This is a genomic window from Rhodoblastus acidophilus (assembly GCF_025961575.1).
GTDB classification, from domain to species: Bacteria; Pseudomonadota; Alphaproteobacteria; order Rhizobiales; family Beijerinckiaceae; genus Rhodoblastus; species Rhodoblastus acidophilus_C.
In genome coordinates, this window is the sequence record NZ_JAOQNX010000001.1 from 56,317 (window position 1) to 78,171 (window position 21,855).

At 66.9% G+C, this 21,855-nt stretch carries 18 protein-coding genes; 14 read left to right on the forward strand and 4 right to left on the reverse strand.

Annotation, left to right across the window (positions count from 1 at the left end; genetic code table 11):
• Positions 1–25 precede the first annotated feature (25 nt).
• The 4 genes from M2320_RS00245 to M2320_RS00260 form a co-directional block, all read right to left on the reverse strand.
• The gene (locus M2320_RS00245) at positions 26–1,393 is read right to left on the reverse strand and encodes a BCD family MFS transporter (protein WP_264595588.1); all 1,368 of its coding nucleotides are present in this window, start codon (positions 1,391–1,393) and stop codon (positions 26–28) included.
• Between the two features lie 7 nt (positions 1,394–1,400).
• Positions 1,401–2,273 carry a chlorophyll synthase ChlG gene (gene chlG, locus M2320_RS00250; protein ID WP_184425919.1) on the reverse strand — a complete coding sequence of 291 codons (873 nt, stop codon included), beginning with the start codon at positions 2,271–2,273 and terminating at the stop codon, positions 1,401–1,403.
• Between the two features lie 92 nt (positions 2,274–2,365).
• Positions 2,366–3,823: a transcriptional regulator PpsR gene (gene ppsR, locus M2320_RS00255; RefSeq protein ID WP_264595589.1), complete on the reverse strand. Its 1,458-nt coding sequence runs from the start codon at positions 3,821–3,823 to the stop codon at positions 2,366–2,368.
• 4 nt (positions 3,824–3,827) lie between these two features.
• Positions 3,828–4,670 carry a cobalamin B12-binding domain-containing protein gene (locus M2320_RS00260; protein ID WP_184425923.1) on the reverse strand — a complete coding sequence of 281 codons (843 nt, stop codon included), beginning with the start codon at positions 4,668–4,670 and terminating at the stop codon, positions 3,828–3,830.
• A gap of 224 nt (positions 4,671–4,894) precedes the next feature.
• On the opposite strand from M2320_RS00260, the gene bchF reads away from it, so the two are divergent.
• The 14 genes from bchF to bchO all read left to right on the forward strand — a co-directional run bounded on the left by bchF (position 4,895) and on the right by bchO (position 21,834).
• The gene (gene bchF / locus M2320_RS00265; protein ID WP_184425925.1) at positions 4,895–5,428 is read left to right on the forward strand and encodes a 2-vinyl bacteriochlorophyllide hydratase; all 534 of its coding nucleotides are present in this window, start codon (positions 4,895–4,897) and stop codon (positions 5,426–5,428) included.
• Positions 5,425–6,699 (forward strand): ferredoxin:protochlorophyllide reductase (ATP-dependent) subunit N, encoded by a 1,275-nt coding sequence (locus M2320_RS00270; protein ID WP_264595590.1) that lies wholly within the window; start codon positions 5,425–5,427, stop codon positions 6,697–6,699. Before bchF ends, M2320_RS00270 begins: the two co-directional genes overlap by 4 nt.
• A gap of 2 nt (positions 6,700–6,701) precedes the next feature.
• A complete protein-coding gene (gene bchB / locus M2320_RS00275; protein WP_264595591.1) occupies positions 6,702–8,258 on the forward strand; it encodes a ferredoxin:protochlorophyllide reductase (ATP-dependent) subunit B in 1,557 nt (518 codons plus the stop codon).
• A complete protein-coding gene (locus M2320_RS00280) occupies positions 8,233–11,964 on the forward strand; it encodes a magnesium chelatase subunit H (protein WP_264595592.1) in 3,732 nt (1,243 codons plus the stop codon). Before bchB ends, M2320_RS00280 begins: the two co-directional genes overlap by 26 nt.
• The gene (gene bchL, locus M2320_RS00285) at positions 11,961–12,842 is read left to right on the forward strand and encodes a ferredoxin:protochlorophyllide reductase (ATP-dependent) iron-sulfur ATP-binding protein (RefSeq protein ID WP_184425933.1); all 882 of its coding nucleotides are present in this window, start codon (positions 11,961–11,963) and stop codon (positions 12,840–12,842) included. Before M2320_RS00280 ends, bchL begins: the two co-directional genes overlap by 4 nt.
• A complete protein-coding gene (bchM, locus tag M2320_RS00290; protein ID WP_184425935.1) occupies positions 12,842–13,543 on the forward strand; it encodes a magnesium protoporphyrin IX methyltransferase in 702 nt (233 codons plus the stop codon). Before bchL ends, bchM begins: the two co-directional genes overlap by 1 nt.
• Entirely contained in the window at positions 13,540–14,949 is a 1,410-nt protein-coding gene (locus tag M2320_RS00295) for an MFS transporter (protein WP_184425937.1), read from the forward strand. Before bchM ends, M2320_RS00295 begins: the two co-directional genes overlap by 4 nt.
• A 15-nt stretch (positions 14,950–14,964) precedes the next feature.
• Entirely contained in the window at positions 14,965–15,732 is a 768-nt protein-coding gene (gene puhA, locus M2320_RS00300; RefSeq protein WP_184425939.1) for a photosynthetic reaction center subunit H, read from the forward strand.
• Entirely contained in the window at positions 15,729–16,361 is a 633-nt protein-coding gene (gene puhB, locus M2320_RS00305) for a photosynthetic complex putative assembly protein PuhB (protein WP_264595593.1), read from the forward strand. Before puhA ends, puhB begins: the two co-directional genes overlap by 4 nt.
• A gap of 18 nt (positions 16,362–16,379) precedes the next feature.
• Complete coding sequence (gene puhC / locus M2320_RS00310; RefSeq protein ID WP_264595594.1) at positions 16,380–16,856, forward strand: photosynthetic complex assembly protein PuhC; 477 nt, start codon at positions 16,380–16,382, stop codon at positions 16,854–16,856.
• Positions 16,857–16,951: 95 nt separating this feature from the next.
• A complete protein-coding gene (gene puhE, locus M2320_RS00315; protein ID WP_184425945.1) occupies positions 16,952–18,037 on the forward strand; it encodes a putative photosynthetic complex assembly protein PuhE in 1,086 nt (361 codons plus the stop codon).
• A 106-nt stretch (positions 18,038–18,143) separates the two neighbouring features.
• Positions 18,144–19,160 carry a magnesium chelatase ATPase subunit I gene (bchI, locus tag M2320_RS00320; protein WP_184425947.1) on the forward strand — a complete coding sequence of 339 codons (1,017 nt, stop codon included), beginning with the start codon at positions 18,144–18,146 and terminating at the stop codon, positions 19,158–19,160.
• Positions 19,157–20,932, forward strand: a complete 1,776-nt coding sequence (locus tag M2320_RS00325; RefSeq protein ID WP_184425949.1) for a magnesium chelatase subunit D — start codon at positions 19,157–19,159, stop codon at positions 20,930–20,932. The genes bchI and M2320_RS00325 overlap by 4 nt, the downstream gene beginning before the upstream one ends.
• The gene (bchO, locus tag M2320_RS00330; protein WP_264595595.1) at positions 20,929–21,834 is read left to right on the forward strand and encodes an alpha/beta fold hydrolase BchO; all 906 of its coding nucleotides are present in this window, start codon (positions 20,929–20,931) and stop codon (positions 21,832–21,834) included. Before M2320_RS00325 ends, bchO begins: the two co-directional genes overlap by 4 nt.
• The last annotated feature ends 21 nt before the right edge of the window (positions 21,835–21,855 follow it).

A 21,855-nucleotide genomic window follows, 5' to 3' on the forward strand; every position in this document is an offset into this window, starting at 1 on the left:
GGGTCTCTCCTTGTTTTGAACTGTCCTATGCGCCGGTGGGCGCGCTTCCGAATTCCACGGTTTGAGCCTGAGGTTTTGTCGCCTCACGCTCGATGCGGGTCGCCAGCAAAGCCGCGGCGACAAAGGCGATGGCCTCGATGACGAAGACCGCGGCATAGGCGCTCAGCGCCGAGCCCAAAGCCCATCGCGAAAGATCCACCAGCGCGGCGCCGATCAGTCCGCCGGCGCCCAGAGCCAAGGCTTGCGCCGCGCCCCAAAGGCCCATGCGCACGCCCTCGCGCTGTTCCGCGCCGCGGCTGGCGAGCCCCATCATCGCCCCGATGGCGGAGGCGGCGTAAATGCCGTCGCCGACGCCGAGCGCGAAGATCGCCGCCCGCAGCGCGCCGGGCTGGCCGGACAGCAGGCCGGCGGCGGCCACCGCCACCAACGCGGCCGCGGCGAACAGGCAGCCGCCGATGATCCAAAGTTTCAGATTGCCGAGCCGCGGCCCGCCGATCGCCGAGGCGCCGATGGCGACCGTGATCATGCCGAGCAGCACGCCGCCGTGCTGGAGGCCCGCGAGTTTGGTGGTCACGCCCGGAGGCATGCCGAAGGCGAGGCCGGCGAAGGGCTCGACCAGAAGCTCCTGCGCGCTATAGGCGAGCATGGAGACGAAGATGAACACGGTGAAGCGGCGCGCCGCCGGCTCGGCCCAGACTTCGCGAAAAGCGTCGCGGAACGAGGCGGAACGGCGCTCATGCGCGGGCTTGGCGACGGAATTGGCCTCGACGCCGAACACCGCCAGACTGGCGATGACGAAGGCGGAAGCGCAGACGACGGAGGTCACGGCGATCAGCCGCGCGCCGGAATAGGGATCGAGGAAATGGCCGGCGAGCGGCGCGGTGACGGCGAAGCCGACGATCATCATCACCCAGACCAGGGTGGCGGCGGCGGCGCGCCGTTGCGGCGCGACGCGGGCGGCGAGCGTCGCTAGCACATTGGTGCCGGCCGCGCCGGCGCCGCAGCCGACCAGCAGGAAGCCGAGGGCGGCGACGGCGAGACCCTGAGCCCGGTCGGTTCCTGCGAGCGCGGCGCCCGCGGCGGCGAGCACGCCGCCGATCGCCAAAGCCGCCATGCCGCCGACGATCCAGGGGGTTCGACGTCCCGCGACGTCGGATTTATGGCCCCAGGCGGGGCGCATCACCTGCACGCCATGGAACAGCGCGACGAGCAGGCCGGGGATCACCGCCGGCAGCGCCAGCTCAACCACCATGACGCGGTTGATCGCCGCGGTCATCAGCACCACGATCGCCCCGAGCGAGGTCTGGACCAGACCCAGCCTCAGAATCCCCGCCCAAGTCAAATGCGAGGAGTCCAGATGCGGGGGATGCGACGATGTGACCGTGGCGCTCATCAAGACCTCATCCGGCGCGCAGCGCGAAGGCGCTGACCAGCATGCCCAACACGTAAAGGGTGGTGCCCGTGGCGTTGTAGTAAGCCGCCTGGCCGCGCGGGTCCTTGAGCAGCCGCGCCATCAGGACGAACTGGCCGATCAACAGGCCGACGATGAGGAAGGCGTAGAACGGGTGGCCCCAATTCCACAGCAGGGTGATGACGATCAGCTGCGGGGCGGCCATGACCGCGCAGGCGAGCCGCACGGCCTTTTCGACGCCGAGCTGGACCGGCAGCGAGCGCACGCCCATCACCTTGTCGCCCTCGATCGCCTTGAAATCGTTCAGGGTCATGATGCCATGGGCGCCGATGCTGTAGAGCAGCGCGAACAGGATGACGGAATTGCTCGGGAAGGCGCCAGCCATGGCGGCGGCGCCGGTGAACCACGGCACGCCCTCGTAGCAGATCGCCACGGCCGAATTGCCGTACCAGCCGTTGAGCTTCAGCCGCCACGGCGGCGCGCTATAGGCCCAGGCCAGAGCGAGACCGAAGATCGCGGCGAACAGCACCGAAGTTCCGAGCGCGGTGGCGACGATCAGCGACAGCACCGACCAGATCACGCCAATATAAAAGCCCCATTCGCCGGGAATGCGGCCGGAGGGGATGGGGCGGTTCGGCTCGTTGATGGCGTCGACGTGACGGTCGTACCAGTCGTTGACCGCCTGGCTGGTCGCGCAGACCAGCGGACCGGCGAGCACGGCGCCGAGCAGCGCGGCGCCCCAACGGATCGGCACGCCGGACGACACGACGCCGCACATATAGGCCCACATCGGGGCGAACCAAGTGACGGGTTTCAGCAGTTCCAGGACGGCTGACGGTTCCGGATATTGAGGCTTTGACATGAAAAAACGCTAGACTTGACAGTCCAGAGTGTCAAGCAACATTTACGCTTTTGGCCAGGGGTTTGCCCGAGATCAAACCCACCGCTTCCGCGTCAAACCTCGTCGTCGGAATTGTCGTCGTCGCCGAGATCGCCAAGGCCGTAGCGGCGCAGTTTGGCGTAAAAGCCCTGTCGGCTCAAGCCCAGCATTTCCGCGGCGGCGGCGCGATTGTCGTTGGTCAACTCCAGCGCCGCCTCGATGCAGAGTCTTTCAATGAGATCCGTGGTCTCGCGCACCAAATTTTTCAAGGGAACGCGGCCGACGAGATCAATGAAATGCTCGACGGTGCGCGGCAATTCGCGCCCACCCAGGCGCTCGCTGCCGGGACGCCAGCCCACCGCGCGCACGGTCAAGCCATAGCTCGGCTCGCCGGCGCCGGGCAGCAGCACGCCGGCGACCTCGACATCCTCGGTCGACCCGAGTTCGCCGCGCATGATTGTGGAAAAATGTCGCACCGCCCCATGAGCGCGCAGATTGGCGAACAGGATGCCGACGTCGATGGAGGGCCGCCCGAGCCAGCGCTCGATCTTTTCGCCCCGCGCCTGCGCCTCGACCCCGACCTGGGCGAGGTCGAGAAAGGCCGCATTGGCGCTGGCGACGCGCAGGTCGCCGCTGACGACGACGAAAGCCTCGGGCATGGCCACGACCATCTGCAGCAGATTGCTCTCCTGCTCGGTCCGGGCGCCCGCCCCGCCCTCGACGCGCGAGAACAGCACCAGCAGATGCGCGGCGCTGTCCTGGCGGAACAGCGAGCCGGAAATCAGCACGCGCGTTCCCTGCTGCGCGGTCTCGACCATGACATTGTCGACGCGCGGCGCCAGCCGCGCCGCGGCGACGAAAGACTGGATGGCCTGTTTGCTGCGCGCGTCGAACAGATCGACGAAGGGCGAGCCGGGAATGCGCCGGGGATCGACGCCGAACAGCGTCGCCGCCGCCGGATTGACCTCGACGATGCGCTGGGTGTTGGCGTCGATGATGGCGACGGGCTCGGCCGAGAGCTGGAACAGCAGGCGGTAGCGTTTTTCCGCGTCGCGGATGCGCGCATATTCGCGCTCCATGTCCTGCTGGGCGTCGGCGAGGCGCTGCTGCAGCGCGGCGAGCGCGCGCATGTCGCGGCCCACCGCCACCACGCGCTGCTCGGTCTCGACGCGGATCGCGCAATAGCGCACGGGCACGTCGGCGCCGCCGATCGCGGAGGGATGATTGACCTGGCGCCAGCGCGTCGGCTGGGTGACGTTCGCCTCGCCCAGGAGGTCGTCGACCTTGGGGCGGGTTTCGCTGGTGACGAGATCGACCCAGCGCCGCCCGACCCAGGCGCCGCCCACCTCCTTGGCGAGCCCCGGCTCGGCGAAGGCGACGTCGAGCACGGCGCCCTCCTTGTCCATGACGATGGACACATCGGCGGAGGCCGCAATAAGGGCGCCCGCCGTGACCGCGTCCACGGCGCCAAGATGCTCCTTCGCATCGGAGAAGCGTCCCTTCGGGGGAAAAGCCGACGAGCGGTCGCTCACGGTTTCATTCCTGTTCAGGCTGACCGAAGCCGAGCTCAGCCGCGCGGGTGAAAAAGGTATGACGTCGTGGTCCATTTAACAATGCGTCTTGGGGTTGCACAGGCATCTCGGTTCCGCACACACAGAAATCGGCGCCAATCTGTCTGGCGATGTCGGGACGACGGCCGAAAAACGCGCCGCCGACGACAACAAGGAGCTTTGGATTGCGCGACACCGCGCGCGCTTCGGCGATCGCCTGGGCCAAGGCGTCAAGGTGGCGATCGCAGCTCAAGGAAAAACCGAGAAAATCGCGCCATTCATGCGCGAGTTCGGCGCGGAACCCCCGCGCCTCGCTCCTGGCGACCCGCCACCCCATCCCGCAAAATACGGATTCGGCCATCTGGACGCCGAGCGTGTGACGCTCGCCGGGCGCGGCCTGCAAGAGAATGGAGGGAGGTTTGGCCAGCGTCTGGGCGGTGACGCGCAGCGCGATCTCGTCGATCAGACGCTTCAGCACGCCGGTCGCGCGCTGCACGTCGATGAGATCGCTCTCGTCATTGTCCCAGAAACAGCCGATTTCGCGCGCCACCGGCGCGAGAATGTCCATCATCACCGAAAGCGGCCCGCCACCGGCGAGCCGTCCATAAATTTCCGCGCGGAACGCGTCGTCGCGTCCCGTCGCCAGCAACCGCGCCAGGGCGGTCAATTCGTCGCAGGACGGCGCGGGGCGGTTGCCACGCCCGAGCCTGGACTCTAAGCAGATCAGGCCATTGCCGGCCTTGCCGCGCACACTGCGCCGCAGCGTCGTCGGTCCCGCGCCGGTGACGTCGCTGGCGATGCTCACAGGGAACGCGCCCGGCTGGTACATGCCGCCCCCAACTTCCGAGACCGCGAACGCCGTCCATCGTGGCGAGCGCAGGTCCTCGCCACCCCACGGCCCGCGACCCCCGCGCGCCGTTTCCCCACTTAAATGTATTTTTTGCTTTACGTCAATTTATCTTGACATTTTTTGCCCCCCCGCCCTAGGATCGCCTCACCAGCCATGGCTCCGGCCATGGCGGCCTAAACGCCTGCCGGCCCAGGGAAAACAATATGATCGGTGATCGGACGACCAGCGCGAGATCGAAAGCGCTCTATAGTCCCGAGCAACGTGAGCGTCGCGACGCCACGGTCTGGACCCTGGTGCAGGGGATCCTCGCTCCGCTTCAATTCCTCGTCTTCCTCGTCTCGCTCGCCCTCGTCATCCGCTATCTCGTCACCGGCCATGGCCAGGAGATCGCGACGGCGTCGATCGTGGTAAAGACGCTCGTCCTTTACACCATCATGATCACCGGCGCGATCTGGGAGAAGGTGGTGTTCGGCGTCTATCTGTTCGCCGAGCCGTTCTTCTGGGAGGATGTGTTCAGCTTCCTGGTGATCGCGCTGCACACCGCCTATCTCGTCGCCCTGTTCACCGGCTTCACCGACACCCGGGGACAGATGATGATCGCGCTGGCGGCCTACGCGACCTATGTCGTCAACGCCGGACAGTTCCTGTTGAAACTCCGCGCCGCGCGCCTCCAGCAGCAGGCTGACGACCGCGCCGCCGCCCAGCAAGCCGAACCCGCCGCGGAAGCCGCCCCATGAACGAATCTGTTTCCATTCGCCCGCATGGCGACGGCCCGGCCGTCCACCATGAGCGCGGCCAGCGTTCGGTGTTCTGCGGCCTCACCGGCATCGTCTGGCTGCACCGCAAGATTCAGGACGCCTTCTTCCTCGTGGTGGGCTCGCGCACCTGCGCGCATCTGATCCAGTCCGCCGCCGGCGTGATGATCTTCGCCGAGCCGCGTTTCGCCACGGCGATCCTCGACCAGCGCGACCTCGCCGGCCTCGCCGACGTCCATGACGAACTCGACAGCGTCGTCGGCCGACTGCTGGAGCGCCGCCCCGACATCAAGCTGCTGTTCCTGGTCGGCTCCTGCCCGTCCGAGGTCATCAAGATCGACCTGGTCCGCGCCGCGCAGCGCCTCAACGCCAAGCACGCGCCCAAGGCCCGCGTCATCAGCTATTCCGGCAGCGGTATCGAAAAGACGTTTACCGAGGGCGAGGATGCCTGCCTGGCGGCGCTTGTCCCCACCCTGCCGGCCGAGCCCGCGACCGCGGCGCCGTCGCTGATGGTGGTCGGCGCGCTCGCCGACATTGTCGAGGACCAGTTCGCCGGCCTGTTCAAGGACATGGGCGTCGACGCCCGCTTCCTGCCGGCGCGCCGCGCCGACGCCATGCCGGCGGTCGGTCCGAACACCCGCTTCATCCTGGCGCAGCCCTTCCTCGCCGAAACCGCGCGCGCTCTTGAGGCGCGCGGCGCGCGACGGATCGCCGCGCCCTATCCGCTCGGCGCCGAGGGCACAACCCTGTGGCTAAAGGCCGCAGCGGAAACCTTCGACGTCCCCGCCGAGAAATTCGAGGCGGCCATCGCCCCGGGTCTCGCCCGCGCGCAAATGACGCTGGCCCGCCAGCGCGAAAAGCTCGGCGGCAAGACGATTTTCTTCTTCCCGGACTCGCAGCTCGAGATCCCGCTGGCGCGCTTTCTGGCGCGCGAGGTCGGCATGAAACCTGTTGACGTTTCAACGCCTTACCTGCATCGCGCGCTGATGGCGGAAGAGCTGGCCATGTTGCCGGCGGAGACCCGTCTCAACGAGGGTTCGGACGTCGATGCGCAGCTTGATCGCGTGCGCGAAAAGAGGCCCGACATCACCGTCTGCGGCCTGGGTCTCGCCAATCCACTGGAGGCCGAGGGCCTCACCACCAAATGGGCCATCGAATTGCTGTTCACCCCCATTCAGGGCTATGATCAAGCTGGCGACCTCGCCGAACTCTTCACCCGGCCGCTGGCGCGGCGGTCGCGTCTGGAGGTCTAGTCATGCAACTGACGCTCTGGACCTACGAGGGTCCGCCCCACATTGGCGCCATGCGCGTGGCGACCGGCATGAAGGGTCTGCATTTCGTCCTGCATGCGCCGCAGGGCGACACCTACGCCGACCTGCTGTTCACGATGATCGAGCGCCGCGCCGAGCGCCCGCCGGTCACCTACACGACCTTCCAGGCCCGCGACCTCGGCACCGACACGGCCGAAGTGTTCAAGGACGCCGCGCGCGCCGCCTATGAGCGCCATCAGCCGCGCGCGATCATCGTCGGCGCCTCCTGCACCGCCGAGCTGATCCAGGACGATCCCGGCGGTCTCGCCAAAACCCTCGGCCTGCCCTGCCCGGTCATTCCGCTGGAATTGTCGGCCTATTCGCGCAAGGAAAACTGGGGCGCCGCCGAAACCTTTTATCGGCTCGCCCGCGGCCTCGCCGGCGAACGCAAGCAGCGCCCAGTTCGCCCGCGCCCGCTGGCCAATCTGCTCGGTCCCACCGCGCTCGGCTTCCGTCATCGCGACGACGTCATCGAGATCACAAAACTGCTCAATGCGCTCGGCGTTGACGTCAACGTGGTCGCCCCGATGGGCGCGACGCCCGACGATCTGACCCGCCTCGGCGACGCCGATTTCAACGTCGTCCTCTATCCCGAAATTGCGCTGCCGGCCGCGCAATATCTGGAAAAGGCGCAGGGCCAGCCCTACACGAAAACCGTGCCGATCGGCATTGGCGCCACCCGCGAGTTCATCGCGGAGGTGCGCAAGATCGCCAACCTGCCCGCCGATGCGGAGCTGCCGACCTCAAACCTGCCGTGGTGGTCGCGCTCGGTCGACTCGACCTATCTCACGGGCAAACGCGTCTTCATCTTCGGCGACGCCACCCACGTGCTCGCAGCCGAAAAAATCGCCCGCGAAGAAATCGGTTTCGACATTGTCGGCATCGGCACCTATTCGCGCGAATTCGCCCGCGAGGTGCGCGCCCGCGCCGAACTGAACGGCATCGAGGCGCTGATCACCGACGATTATCTCGATGTCGAAAAAGCCATCGCCGACGCGCATCCGGAACTGGTGCTCGGCACGCAGATGGAGCGCCATATTTCAAAGCGCCTGCGTCTGCCCTGCGCGGTGATTTCCGCGCCGACGCACGTCCAGGATTTCCCGGCGCGCTATGCCCCGCAAATGGGGTTTGAAGGCGCGAACGTGATTTTCGATTCCTGGGTCCATCCGCTGATGATGGGCCTTGAGGAACATCTGCTCGGCATGTTCCGCGAGGATTCCGAATTCCACGAGCATGCGTCGCATCTCGGCGCCTCCAGCGCCCCGGCGCCCGCCCCGATTCCCGCGGCGGAACCAACTGCAGCTGCGGCCCCCACGGCCGCCGCCGCGAGCTCGCCTGTCGAACCGCAATGGACCGAAGAGGCGACCAAGGAGCTGAAGAAAATCCCGTTCTTCGTCCGCGGCAAGGCCCGCGGAAACACCGAAAAGTACGCGCGTGAGCGTGGTCTGACGACCATTAGTGTGGGAACTTTGTATGATGCAAAAGCCCATTACGGCCGCTGAGGAAGCCTCCGTGAAATTCGTCATCGTCACGATGGATTCGCATGTCGCCAGCGCGACAGATCGCGCCCGCGTGGCGCTGGCGAAAGAGATCCCCGGCCTGCAGCTCACCGTGCACGCGGCGTCCGAGTTCAGCTCCGATCCGGAGAAGCTGCAAGCCTGTCTCGACGACATCGCCGAAGCCGACATTGTCGTCAGCATCATGCTGTTCCTGGAAGAGCATTTTAAGCCGCTGCTGCCGGCGCTGATGGCGCGTCGCGACCATTGCGACGCCATGGTCTGCGCCATGTCCGCCGGTGAGGTGACCAAGCTCACCAAAATGGGCAAGTTCGACATGAGCGCGCCGGCCAGCGGCCTGATGGCGCTCCTGAAGAAGCTGCGCGGCAACAAGACCCCGAGCGAATCCGCCGGCGCCAGCCAGATGTCGATGTTGCGCCGCATTCCCAAACTGCTGCGCTTCATTCCCGGCACCGCCCAGGACGTCCGCGTCTATTTCCTCACGCTTCAGTACTGGCTCGCCGGTTCCGAAGAGAACATGGAAAACCTGGTGCGCGCGCTGGTCGACCGCTATGCCGACGGCCCGCGCAAGACCCTGCGCGGCCACATCAAGGTCGCGCCGCCGAAGGAATATCCGGAGAACGGCGTCTATCACCCCGACCTCCCCGGCCGCGTCGCCGAATCCGTGGACAAGCTACCGGCGAAAAAGGGCGCCAAGGCCACCGTCGGCCTGCTGATCATGCGCTCCTATGTGCTGGCGGGAAACACCGGCCATTACGACGGCATGATCAAGGCGCTGGAAGATCGCGGGCTGCGCGTCATCCCGGCCTTCGCCGCCGGCCTCGACGCCCGCCCGGCCATCGAAAAATTCTTCATGAAGGACGGGCGCTCGACCATCGACGCCATGGCCTCCCTCATGGGTTTTAGTCTCGTCGGCGGCCCCGCCTATAATGACGCCAAGGCGGCTGAAGAGATTCTGGTCAAACTCGACGCGCCCTATATTGCCGCGCACCCCGTCGAATTCCAGACACTGGAACAGTGGAAGGAGTCCGATCGCGGCCTGCTTCCGGTGGAATCGACCATCATGGTCGCCATTCCCGAACTCGACGGCTCCACGGGCCCCGCCGTGTTCGGCGGCCGCGCCCGCGGCGGCGCGATCTGCGGCGGCTGCGAGGACGGCTGCTGCTTCCCGGAGACGGAAAGCCTGCGCGACATGCACGTCTGTCCGGAGCGCGCCAATGCGCTCGCCGCGCGCATCGAACGTCTCGCCGTGCTGCGCCGCTCCGAGCGGGCCAAGCGCAAGGTCGCGGTCGTCATCTTCAACTTCCCGCCGAACGCCGGCAATACCGGCACCGCCGCCTATCTCTCCGTGTTCGAGTCGCTGCACCGCGTGCTCATCGCGATGAAGGAGGCCGGCTATTCCGTCACCCCGCCGGCGACCGTCGACGCCTTGCGCGAGTCCATCGTCACCGGCAATGCGGCGAACTATGGCGCAGTGGCCAATGTCCACGCGCGCATTCCGGTCGATGACCACGTGCGCCGTGAAAAATGGCTCAAGCAGATCGAAGCGCAATGGGGCCCCGCCCCCGGCCGCCAGAACACCGACGGCGCGACGCTGCACGTGCTCGGCGAACGCTTCGGAAACGTGTTCGTCGGCATCCAGCCCTCGATGGGCTATGAAGGCGACCCGATGCGCCTGCTGTTCGAGCATGGGTTCTCGCCGACCCACGCCTTCTCGGCCTTCTGCCGCTGGATCAAGGAAGATTTCGGCGCCGATGCGGTGCTGCATTTCGGCACCCATGGCGCGCTGGAATTCATGCCCGGCAAGCAGACCGGCATGTCCGGCCAGTGCTGGCCGGATCGCCTGATCGGCGACCTGCCGAATTTCTATCTCTACGCCTCGAACAACCCGTCCGAAGGCGCGATCGCCAAGCGCCGCGCCTATGCGACGCTGATCAGCTACCTGACCCCGCCGGTCGCCAATGCCGGTCTTTATCGCGGCCTGCTCGACCTGCGCGCGACGCTCGACCGCTATCGCGCCTGCGGCCCCGACGCCGACCAGGAGCGCAAGGAACTCGCCGAGATCATCCAGGCGCAGGCCAGCGAGCTCGATCTCGCCAAGGCCGAGCCCTTGTGGACGGCCGACGAATCCGAAGAAAAGATTCGCGCGCTCGGCGACGCCGTGCTCGAACTCGAATACACGCTGATCCCGCACGGCCTCCATGTCGTGGGCTCGCCCATGTCGGTGGAAGAGCGCGTCGACATGCTGACCTCGATGGCCGACGCCACCCAGGGCGTGCAGCTGAAGCGCGAAGACGTGATCGCGCTGGTCGAAGGCAAGCCGGTCGATTCCATCACCCGCGACGAAGCGACGCGCGACGTTTTGCGCGTGCTCAAACCCTCCGCCGACTATCTGGCCGAGGACCACGAGATCGGCGGCATTTTGCGCGCGCTCGACGGAAAGTTCATCCGTCCGGCGCCGGGCGGCGACCTGCTGCGCATGCCGGAAATCCTGCCGACGGGCCGCAACCTCCACGGCTTCGATCCCTTCCGCATCCCGAGCGCCTATGCGATCCAGGATGGCGCGAAACAGGCGCAGCGCCTGCTCGACCGCTATTGCCTCGACGGCAACGCCTTCCCCGAGACCATCGCGCTGGTGCTGTGGGGCACGGACAATCTGAAAACCGAGGGCGCGCCGATCGCGCAGGCTCTCGCCCTGATGGGCGCCGCGCCGCGGTTCGATTCGTACGGCCGCCTTGCCGGCGCCACGCTGATCCCGCTCGAAGAGCTGGGTCGCCCGCGCGTCGACGTGGTGATTTCGCTCTCCGGCATCTTCCGCGACCTTTTGCCGCTGCAGATCAAAATGCTGGCCGAAGCCTGCTTCCTCGCCGCCAGCGCCGACGAGCCGGTCGAGCGCAATTTCGTCCGCAAGCACGCGCTGGACTTCATGGCCACGCATAATTGCGACATCGAAGAGGCCTCGCTGCGCGTGTTCGGCAACGCCGACGGCGCCTATGGCTCGAACGTCAACAACCTCGTGGAATCCGGCAACTGGGAAAACGAGGACGAGCTCGCCGAGACCTACACCCGCCGCAAGGGCTTTGCCTACGGCCGCTCCGGCTCGCCGGCGCAAAAGCCGGAACTGCTCAAGAGCGTGTTGCAGAGCGTCGATCTGGCCTATCAAAACCTCGATTCCGTCGAGCTGGGCGTCACCACGGTCGACAATTACTTCGACACGCTGGGCGGCGTCAGCCGCGCGGTGAAGCGCGCCAAGGGCGAGACCGCGCCGGTCTATATCGGCGACCAGACCAAGGGCGAGGGCGTGGTGCGCACGCTCAACGAGCAGGTGGCGCTGGAAACCCGCACCCGCATGCTCAATCCGAAATGGTACGAAGGCCTGCTCAAGCATGGTTTCGAGGGCGTGCGCCAGATCGAGACCCATGTCACCAACACGATGGGCTGGTCGGCCACCACCGGCCAGGTCGAGCCCTGGGTCTATCAGCGCCTGACGCAGACCTATGTCACCGACAAGGAGATGCGCGACCGCCTGGCTGCGCTCAACCCTGCGGCAACGGCGAAGATCGCCACCCGGTTGCTCGAGGCGCATGAACGTGGTTACTGGAAGCCCGACCCAGAGATGCTCGCGGCATTGCAGAACGCCGGTGACGAGTTGGAAGATCGCCTCGAAGGCGTTGTTGCGGAGGTTGCATGAACACCGTGATCCGGAATGCCCAGCCCCCAGGATCCGTGCAGGTTGAACTCGACCCGGACATCCGGATCGACACGGCGAAAGTGTTCGCCATCTACGGCAAGGGCGGCATCGGAAAGAGCACGACGTCGTCGAACCTGTCGGTCGCCTTTTCCAAGCTGGGAAAGCGCGTGCTGCAGATCGGCTGCGACCCCAAGCACGATTCGACGTTCACGCTGACCAAATGCCTGGCGCCGACCGTCATCGACGCGCTGGAATCCGTGCGCTTCCACATCGAGGAGCTGCGCGTCGAAGACTATATGATGGAAGGCTATAACGGCGTGATGTGCGTCGAGGCCGGCGGCCCGCCCGCCGGCACCGGCTGCGGCGGTTTCGTCGTCGGCCAGACCGTCAAACTGCTCAAGGAGCACCGCCTGCTCGACGACACCGATGTCGTCGTGTTCGACGTGCTCGGCGACGTGGTCTGCGGCGGTTTCGCCTCGCCGCTCCAGCACGCGGACCGCGCGCTGATCGTCACGGCAAACGATTTCGATTCCATCTTCGCCGCCAACCGCATCGCCGCCGCGATCAATGCGAAAGCGAAGAACTATGACGTGCGCCTCGGCGGCGTCATCGCCAACCGTTCGAAAAACACCGATCAGATCGACGGCTTCTGCGAACGCACCGGCCTCAAGCGCGTCGCCCACATCCGCGACGTCGACGCCGTCCGCCGCAGCCGCCTGAAGAAATGCACCTTGTTCGAGATGGACGAGACGCCGGAAGTGCTGCAGGTCCGCGAGGAATATATGCAGCTCGCCGAAAAGCTCTGGCAGGGCGTCGACGCCATCGAGGCGACCCCGATGAAGGATCGCGAACTCTTCGAATTCCTGGGTTTCGATTGATGGCTGAAGTGAGCTACGACAACAAGCGCGAGGAATTGCGCACCTACTTCGACCGCACCGCGGTCGAAGCCTGGCGCCGCCTGACCTCCGACGAGCCCGTCGGTTCGGTGCGCGCCACCGTTCGCGCCGGTCGCGACGAAATGCGCGCCAACCTGCTCTCCTGGCTCCCCGCGGACCCCACGGGCTTGCGCATTCTCGACGCCGGCTGCGGCTCGGGCGCGCTGGCCGTCGAAGCGGCCCGCCGCGGCGCGGATGTCGTCGCCATCGACATCTCCCCCACCCTGGTCAATCTCGCCAAGGAGCGTTCGGCCAGCGAACCTTTCGCGGCTCATATCGACTGGCGCGTCGGCGACTATCTCTCGCCCGAACTCGGCAATTTCGACTATATCGTCGCGATGGACAGCCTGATCCATTATGAAGGCTCCGACATCGCCAAGGCGCTGGAGACTTTGGCCGCGCGCACCGCGCAGGGCATGATCTTCACCATCGCGCCGCGCACCATTCCGCTCACCATCATGCATGCGGTCGGCAAATTCTTCCCGCGCGGCGACCGTTCGCCGGCGATCGCGCCGATCTCGCAGGCCGCGCTCGAGCGCGAAATGCAGCAGCGGCCCGGCTTGCAGAACTGGCGCCTGACGCGCTCCTATCGCGTCTCGCGCGGCTTCTACATTTCCGAAGCTTTGGAGGCCCGTCCCGCATGAGCGAGTTCAGCGCCGTCTTCATCCACGCGCTTCGCCGCCTGCCCTTCGCGGATGCGGGGACGGCCGAATTGCCGATGGGACGTCTGCTGCGCTTGTCGCTGTTCCAGGTCACCGTCGGCATGGCCGCGGTGTTGATGATCGGCACGCTCAACCGCGTGATGATCGTCGAACTCGGCGTGCCCTCCTGGATCGTCGCGCTCATGCTCGCTCTGCCGCTGCTCTCCGCGCCGCTGCGCACGGTGATCGGCTTCCGCTCCGACCGCTACACCTCCGTGCTCGGCTGGCGCCGCGCGCCGTTCATCTGGTTCGGCACGCTCGCCCAGTTCGGCGGTTTTGCGATCATGCCCTTCGCGCTGGTGCTGCTGTCCGGCGACACCACAATGCCGATGTGGCTGGGGCAAGCCGCTGCGGCGCTCGCCTTCCTGCTGGTCGGCGCCGGCCTGCACACCGTGCAGACCATCGGCCTGGCGCTCGCCACCGATCTCGCGCCGGAGCGCGCGCGTCCCAAGGTGGTCGCGCTTTTGTGCGCGGCCATGCTGGTCGGCATGGTGGTCAGCGCCTTCGTTTTCGGCCTCGCCCTGCGCCATTTCAGCCAGATCCGCCTGATCCAGGTGATCCAGAGCGCCGCCGCCGTGACGCTGGTTCTCAATGTCATCGCGCTGTGGAAGCAGGAGCCGCGCTACAGCGCCGCCACCATTTCGGAGCGCGTCGGCTTCCTCAAAGCCTGGCGCCTGTTCGCCAATGAGGCGCGCGCCCGCCGCCGCCTGATCGCCATCGCGCTCGGCACCGCCGGCTTTTCCATGCAGGACATTCTGCTCGAGCCCTATGGCGGCAAGATCCTGCATCTGCCGGTCGGCGCGACCACGGCGCTCACCGCCATGCTGGCGTTCGGCAGCGGTCTCGGCCTGGTCATGGCGGCGCGGCGTCTGAACCGCGGCGCGGACCCGCACCGGGTCGCCGGCTGGGGCGCGCTGATCGGCGTCGTCGCCTTCACCTTCGTGATGGTGGCCGCCCCCATGGAATCGGGCGCCGTGTTCGGCATGGGCGTCGGCCTGATCGGTTTCGGCGGCGGCCTGTTCGCTCATGGCGGTTTGACCGCCAGCATGGCGGCGTCGAAACCGGAAGCGCGCGGGCTCGCGCTCGGCGCCTGGGGCGCCGCGCAGGCGACGGCGGCGGGTCTCGCCATCGCCGCCAGCGGCTTGATCAATGACACGGTGGGCGCGCTCGCGGTGAGCGGCGCGCTCGGCGAGGCCCTCAGCGATCCCGTGACCGGTTACGTCACGGTCTACGGGATCGAAATCCTTCTGCTGCTCGCTTCGATCGTTGCGGTCGGGCCGCTGTCGCGCAGAAACACCCAACCCGCTCAGGAGACCTGCCTGGGCGGAACCCCTTCACTAGGCTTTTAAACCCGGAGGCATGCCATGGTTCACGCGAGCGCACTAGGCCATCTCGATGTGGCGCAATTAGCAATTTGGGGATTCTGGATATTCTTCGGAATTCTGGTTTGGTATCTTCGCCAGGAAGATCGCCGCGAAGGCTATCCGCTGGTCAACGACGCCACCGGCAAGATGAAGGATCGCGGCTTCCTCTACATCCCGGAGCCGAAGACCTTCGCCATGCCTGACGGCACCAACGTCCTGGCGCCCAACTGCAAGGGCGACGAGCGTCCGGTGAACGGCGTGCAGGTCGAACTCTTCCCCGGCGCTCCGATCGAGCCGAAGGGCAACCCGTTGGCGGCCGGCGTCGGCCCGGGCTCCTGGAACGTCCGTCCGGACGTCCCGGCCAAGACCCTCGAAGGTCAGAACCTGGTCGCGCCGCTGCGCGTCGCCACCCACTTCGCCGTCCCGGCGGAGCAGAAGAGCCCGGTCGGCTTCAAGGTCATCGCCGCCGACGGCAAGTCCGCCGGCACGGTCAAGGACCTGTGGGTCGACCGCGGCGAGAGCCAGGTCCGTTATTTTGAACTGTCTCTCGACACCGGCGGCGTGGTCCTCGCGCCCGTGTGCTTCGTCGACGTCTACCGCGGCAAGAAGATCGTCAAGATCAACGCGCTGACCGCCAAGGACTTCGCCGGCGTGCCGCGCATCAAGTCCTCGGACTCGATCACCATGCAGGAAGAAGAGAAGGTCGCCGCCTATTACGGCGCCGGCACCCTCTACGCCACCCCGGATCGGGCGGAGCCCATCCTTTGAAGCTAGTCAACCTCGAGAAGCTGCTCCCCTCGGATATTCCGCCCGGGGAGCGGGTCCTCTGGTTCGGCCGTCCAGAGACCAAAAGTCTCTGGCGGCGAGCCTATCGCGCGGACTGGGTGATCGCCTGGTTCGCGCTCGCCATTGCGTGGGCCTCGCTGTCCGCGCTGTCCGAAGGAACCAACGCCGCTCTCGTCGCCGGTCTCGGCACGCTGGCCCTCGGCGTCCTGGCCCTCGCCATTCTCGGCCTGCTCGCCTGGCTCTCGGCGCGCACCACGCTCTATGTCATCACCGATCGCCGCCTGATCATCAAAAGCGGCATCGCCCTGCAAATCTTCATCAATCTCCCCTTCGCCAAGATTGTCGCCGCCAACGTCCGCGTTTTCGGCGATGAAACCGGCGACGTCTCGATCACTCTGGCCGAAGGCCAGCATGTCGCCTATATTGCGCTCTGGCCGAGCACGCGCCCCTGGCGGTTCGTCAAGCCCGAACCGACCCTGCGGTCTGTGCCGGAAGCCCGGGATGTCGCGGAAACTCTGGGCCAAGCCCTGAAAGCCGCGCTCGAACAGGCGCAGCAGGACGACGCGGCGCCGGCCAGCGAAGACGGCGCGGAGCTTCCGGCCACGGCCTGAAGCGAGGAGGAGTTTGGTATGAGTGGGACCGCGCAAGGCGGAAATCGCGGTCATCACGACCAGAACATTCCGCGTGGCGTACTGATCGCGGCGGGGGCGTTGATGGTCTTCGCCCTGGCCGTGACTTTTTACGGGCGCTCCACCGAAACCGGCGTGGTCCGCATGCCCGCGGCGCAAGCCTATCAGACCCTGCGCCTTTATTTCCTCGACCAGCCCGACGGCGGCATTCAGATCAAGAACGCGGCGAATGGCGCGGTGATCGAAACGGTCGCGCCCGGCGCCAACGGCTTTTTGCGCAGCACGTTGCGCGGGCTGGTGCGCGCCCGCAACCGCTCCGACATCGGCGCCGAGACCCCGTTCACGCTGACCCGCTGGGCCAATGGCACGGTTTCCCTGACCGACGAGACCACGGGGCGGCGCGTCGACCTCGACGCCTTCGGCGCGACCCAGGTCGAATTCTTCGCCAAGCTGTTCCCGGCGACAAAAGCCCCTTGACCTCGTCGCGATTTTCGCCTTTCCACTTGAGCCCGGCGCCAAACCGGCGCCTGGACAGACTCCCTCCCGAGCCAGCCTTGTAAGGAGCGGCGAACTTGCACGATTTCGGTCTGCCGATTCTCGCGACGCTTGCGCTATGGTGGGGCTCCACCGGCATCATCTTCTATCTCGACAGCCTGCCGAAAAACACGTTTCCCTACACGATGGGCGCGGCCACGATCCTCGTCGCCGTCGCTTTGTGGGGGCTGGTCGCCACCTCCGACCATTTGAGCGTCGGCTCCGCCTATGGCGCCTTTTCCTATGGCCTGATCTGCTGGGGCTGGCAGATCATGAGCTTCTACATGGGCTATATCACCGGCCCCGAGCGCGAGCCCTGCCCGCCCGACCTGCGCGGCCTCGCCCGGTTCATCGCCGGCGCCCGCACCGGCCTCTACCACGAACTGTTCGCCCTCATCGGCGCCGTGGTGCTGCTCGGCCTGACCCACAACCAGCCCAACCAGCTCGGCTTCTGGACCTACGCCACTCTGTGGTGGATGCACACCAGCGCCAAGCTCAACGTATTCTTCGGCGTGCCCAATCTCGGCGAGGAGATGATCCCCGATCATCTGCGCTATCTCGCCAGCTACATGACCCGCCGTCCCATGAACATGTTCTTCCCGTTCTCGGTGACGATCTCGACGGTGATCACGGTCTGGCTGACCTGGGCGGCCACCAACGCCACGACCCCGTTCGAGGCGACCGGCTACACCATGCTGGGCACGCTGATGGCGCTGGCCGTCGCCGAACATTGGTTTCTTGTCGCCCCGCTCAACGCCAACGCGCTCTGGGGCCCGATCTCGCGCCGCGAGGATTTTTCCGGCCTGATCGAGGGCGAACTGGTGGCGCTGGAAAATTTCGCCGAGCGCGAGGAAAGCTGGACCGCGCGCCTGCCCAACATTTGCGACGCCCGCCATGTCGCGCAGGTGCTCGAACTCGTCGCCGCCGGCGCCTTCGGCGAGGTCGAGGAGGTCAAGGGCGCGATGCGCACCCGCGCCCATTGGATCGCCTTCGAGATCAGCGGCAGCCGCGCGCGCATGACTCCGTTCACGCCGCGCCGCCCGCAGGAGCCGCGCATTGTCGCGGTCGGACGTCATCTGGATCGCGACCGCCTGCTGGCGGCGATCGAGAACTGCGCGGCGTAATGTCGCCGGCAAACGCTCAGATGTGTCAACTTGTCTTGATGGAAATCAATTGCCAAGCGTCACTCTGGAGTGACATATAGCTCCCCGAACAGGGCTCTGCAAAAACATGGTCAATCCTTTCCCCTTCTCCGCGATCGTCGGTCAGGACGATATGCGGCTCGCATTCATGATCGCCGCGACCGACCCCTCCGTGGGCGGCGTGCTCGCCTTCGGCGACCGCGGCACCGGCAAATCCACCGCGGTGCGCGCGCTCGCCGCCCTGCTTCCGAAAATCAAGGTGGTCTCCGGCTGTCCCTACAATTGCGCGCCGGACAAACAGGCCAAGCTCTGCGGCGCCTGCAATGGCGGCGGCAAGCAGAAGACCGAGATGCGCAGCGCGCCGGTCGTCGACCTGCCGCTCGGCGCGACCGAAGACCGCGTCGTCGGCGCGCTCAACCTCGAACGCGCCCTGGCCGCCGGTGAAAAGCATTTTGAACCCGGCCTGCTCGCCCGCGCCAACCGCGGCTTCCTCTACATCGACGAAGTCAACCTGCTCGAAGACCATCTCGTCGACCTGCTGCTCGACGTCGCCGCTTCCGGCGTCAATCTCGTCGAGCGCGAAGGCCTGTCGCTCAGCCATCCCGCGCGCTTCGTGCTGATCGGCTCGGGCAATCCGGAAGAAGGCGAGTTGCGCCCGCAAATGCTCGACCGTTTCGGTCTGGCGCTGGAAGTCCGCACCCCGCAGGACGTCCCGACCCGCATGGAGGTCATCCGCCGCCGCGACGCCTATGATCGCGACCCCGAAGCTTTTCATAAGCAATGGGCCGGCGCGGAAAAGAAGTTGCGGACAAAAATCACCCATGCGCGCGAACGAGTCGCCGATGTGGAAGTGCCGGATTCCGTGCTGGAGCGCGCCACGCGCCTGTGCCTGACGCTGGGCTCCGACGGTCTGCGCGGCGAACTCACCCTGATCCGCGCCGCCCGCGCCTATGCCGCGCTGGAAGACGTCAAGGTGGTCGGCGACGCCGAGCTGAAGCGCATCGCGCCGATGGTGCTGAGCCATCGCCTGCGCCGCAACCCGCTCGACGATTCCGGTTCGTCGACCCGCGTCGCGCGCGCGGTCGAGGAGGTCTTCGCAAAATGAGCGTGTCGGACGCGGTCTCGACGCCCTGGCGGCGGGCAAGCCTCGCCGCCGCCGTCTTCGCCGTGGATCCGCTCGGCTCCGGCCTGCTGGTGCGCGCCGGCGCCGGTCCCGCGCGCGACGAGCTGATGACCCGCGTCGCCGGCGCGCTGGCGCCGATGCGCCTGTCGCGCGCCCCGGCCGACATCGCCGACGACCGCCTGATCGGCGGCCTCGACGTCGCCGCCACGCTTCGCGCGGGAAAACCCATTGCGGAAACCGGCGTGCTCGCCGCCTCGCATGGCGGCGTCATCGCCATGGCCATGGCCGAGCGCATTTCCGTCGGCGTCGCCGCGCGCCTGTCGCAGGCGCTCGACAGCGGCGAAGTCGCGCTGCAACGCGACGGCCTCTCCGCCATCCTGCCCGCCCGCGTCGGCGTCATCGCGCTGGACGAAGGCCAGGAGGATGAAGCGACGCCCGCCGCGCTCGCCGAGCGCCTCGGCTTCTGGATCGATCTCGAACATGTGGGCTGGCGCGACATCGAGCCGCCCGCGCTGACCCCGGAAGATTTCGAAGCCGCGCGCAAACTCCTGCCCAGCGTCGAGAGCGACGACAAGGTCATCGAAATCCTGGTCGCCACCGCCTTCCAATTCGGCGTGGATTCGCCGCGCGGCGTGCTGTTCGCGCTGCGCGCCGCCCGCGCCCTCGCGGCGCTGCGCGGCGAAACCAAGGTCGAGCGCGACGATATCGAACTCGCCGCGACCCTCGTCCTTGGCCCGCGCGCGACAAGAATGCCGGCGCCGCCCGAGGACCAGGAGTCCGAGGAGCCGCCGCCACCCCCGCCGGAAGAGGAAACGCCCCCGGACGAGCCGCCGGAGCAAAAGGGCGAGGACAACACGCCGCGCGAGCTGGAAGAACAAATTCTCGAAGCCGTGCGCGCCGCTTTGCCCCCGGGCCTTCTGGCGGCGCTGGCCGCTGGCGCGCCAAGAAACCGCCGCTCCAGCGCCAAGGACGGCAAGTCGGGCGAGGAAATCTATTCGCTGCAACGCGGCCGGCCGCTCGACGCCCGTCCAGGCTCGCTGTCCAAGGGCCGTCTGGCCCTGGTCGCGACCCTGCGCGCCGCCGCCCCCTGGCGAAAACTGCGCCTCAAGCCCGAGGAACAGAATTCGCGCCGGGTCATCGTCAAGCCCGAAGATTTTCGCATCCGCCGCCATCGCCAGAAAAAGGGCGCGACCACCATCTTTGTCGTGGACGCCTCGGGTTCGCTGGCCATGACCCGCCTCGCCGAGGTCAAGGGCGCCATCGAAATGCTGCTCGCCGATTGCTACGCGCGCCGCGACAATATCGCGCTGGTCGCGTTTCGCGGCCGGGCCGGCGAAATCGTGCTGCCGCCCACCCGCTCCACGGCGCGGGCGAAACGCGCGCTCACCGGCCTGCCCGGCGGCGGCGGCACCCCGGTGGCGGCCGGTCTCGATGTCGCAGCCGCGGTCGCCGACCAGGCCCGCCGCAAAGGCCAGACCCCGCTGATCGTCTTGATGACGGACGGGCGCGCCAACATCTGTCGCGACGGCGGCTCGGGCCGCCCGCGCGCCATGGAGGATGCGATCGACGCCGCCAAGCGCATCGCCGCCGCGCAATTCTCGGTGCTCTGCATCGACACCACGCAGGGCGGCGGCTCCGGCCCCGACGCGCCGGTGCGCCAATTGGCGGGCGCGATGCTGGGGCGCTACGTCAAACTGCCGCGCGCCGATGCGGCGGTGATCAACGCCGTCGTAAGAGGAGCGCTGCCGCAATGAACCCGCTCGACTTCGACATCGACGGAGCGGATTGGCCGCTGCGCGAGTCGAGTCGGTTCGTTCGCGCCGGCGGCCATCGCTGGCATGTCCAGGACTATGGCCAGAAAGCCGGAGCAGCGCCGACCGCGCTGCTCGTCCACGGCGCCGCGGGCGCAAACCATTCCTGGCGCCACCTCGGGCCGCTGCTCGCCCAGAATTTTCACGTGGTCGCCCCCGACCTGCCGGGCCACGCCTTCACGCGGCCCGACGGCAAGCTGGACATGACGCTCAAGGGCCAGTCCCAGGCGCTCGAAGCCATGCTGGCCAAACTCGACTGCCAGCCGCAACTGGTGATCGGCCATTCCGCCGGCGCGGTGATCCTGGGACGGCTGATCGCCGAGCGGCGGCTGACGCCAAACCTGTTCGTCTGCATCAACGGGGCCTTCTTCCCCTTCGAGGGCGTCGCCGGCCACATCTTTCCGATGCTGGCGCGTCTCGTCCATATGAACCCGCTCGCCGGACGGCTGTTCGCCTGGACCGCCAACCGCGCCCAGATCGCCACGCTGATCCGGGACATGGGCTCGAAAATCGAGGACCACGGCCTCGACCTCTACACCCGCCTGTTCACCTCGCCCGCCCATTGCTCCGCGGCGATCCAGATGGTGTCGAACTGGGATTTGACGCGCGTTCCCGACGATCTCCGCCGCATCATGATCCCGACGCTGCTGATCATCGGCGACAAGGACGGATATATTCGTCCCCGGCAGGCCAACAGGGTCGCCCGTCTGCTTCCCAATCCAAAATTGGTGCACTTCCAGGGCGGCCACATCGTCCACGAGGAAGACCCGCGCGGCGTCTGCGCGGCGATTCTCGACGCCTGGAGTCTCGTGTCCGCAACCCACGCGGAACAGGGCCAAGAATAGCCTTGTTCTCGTGAATTGTCG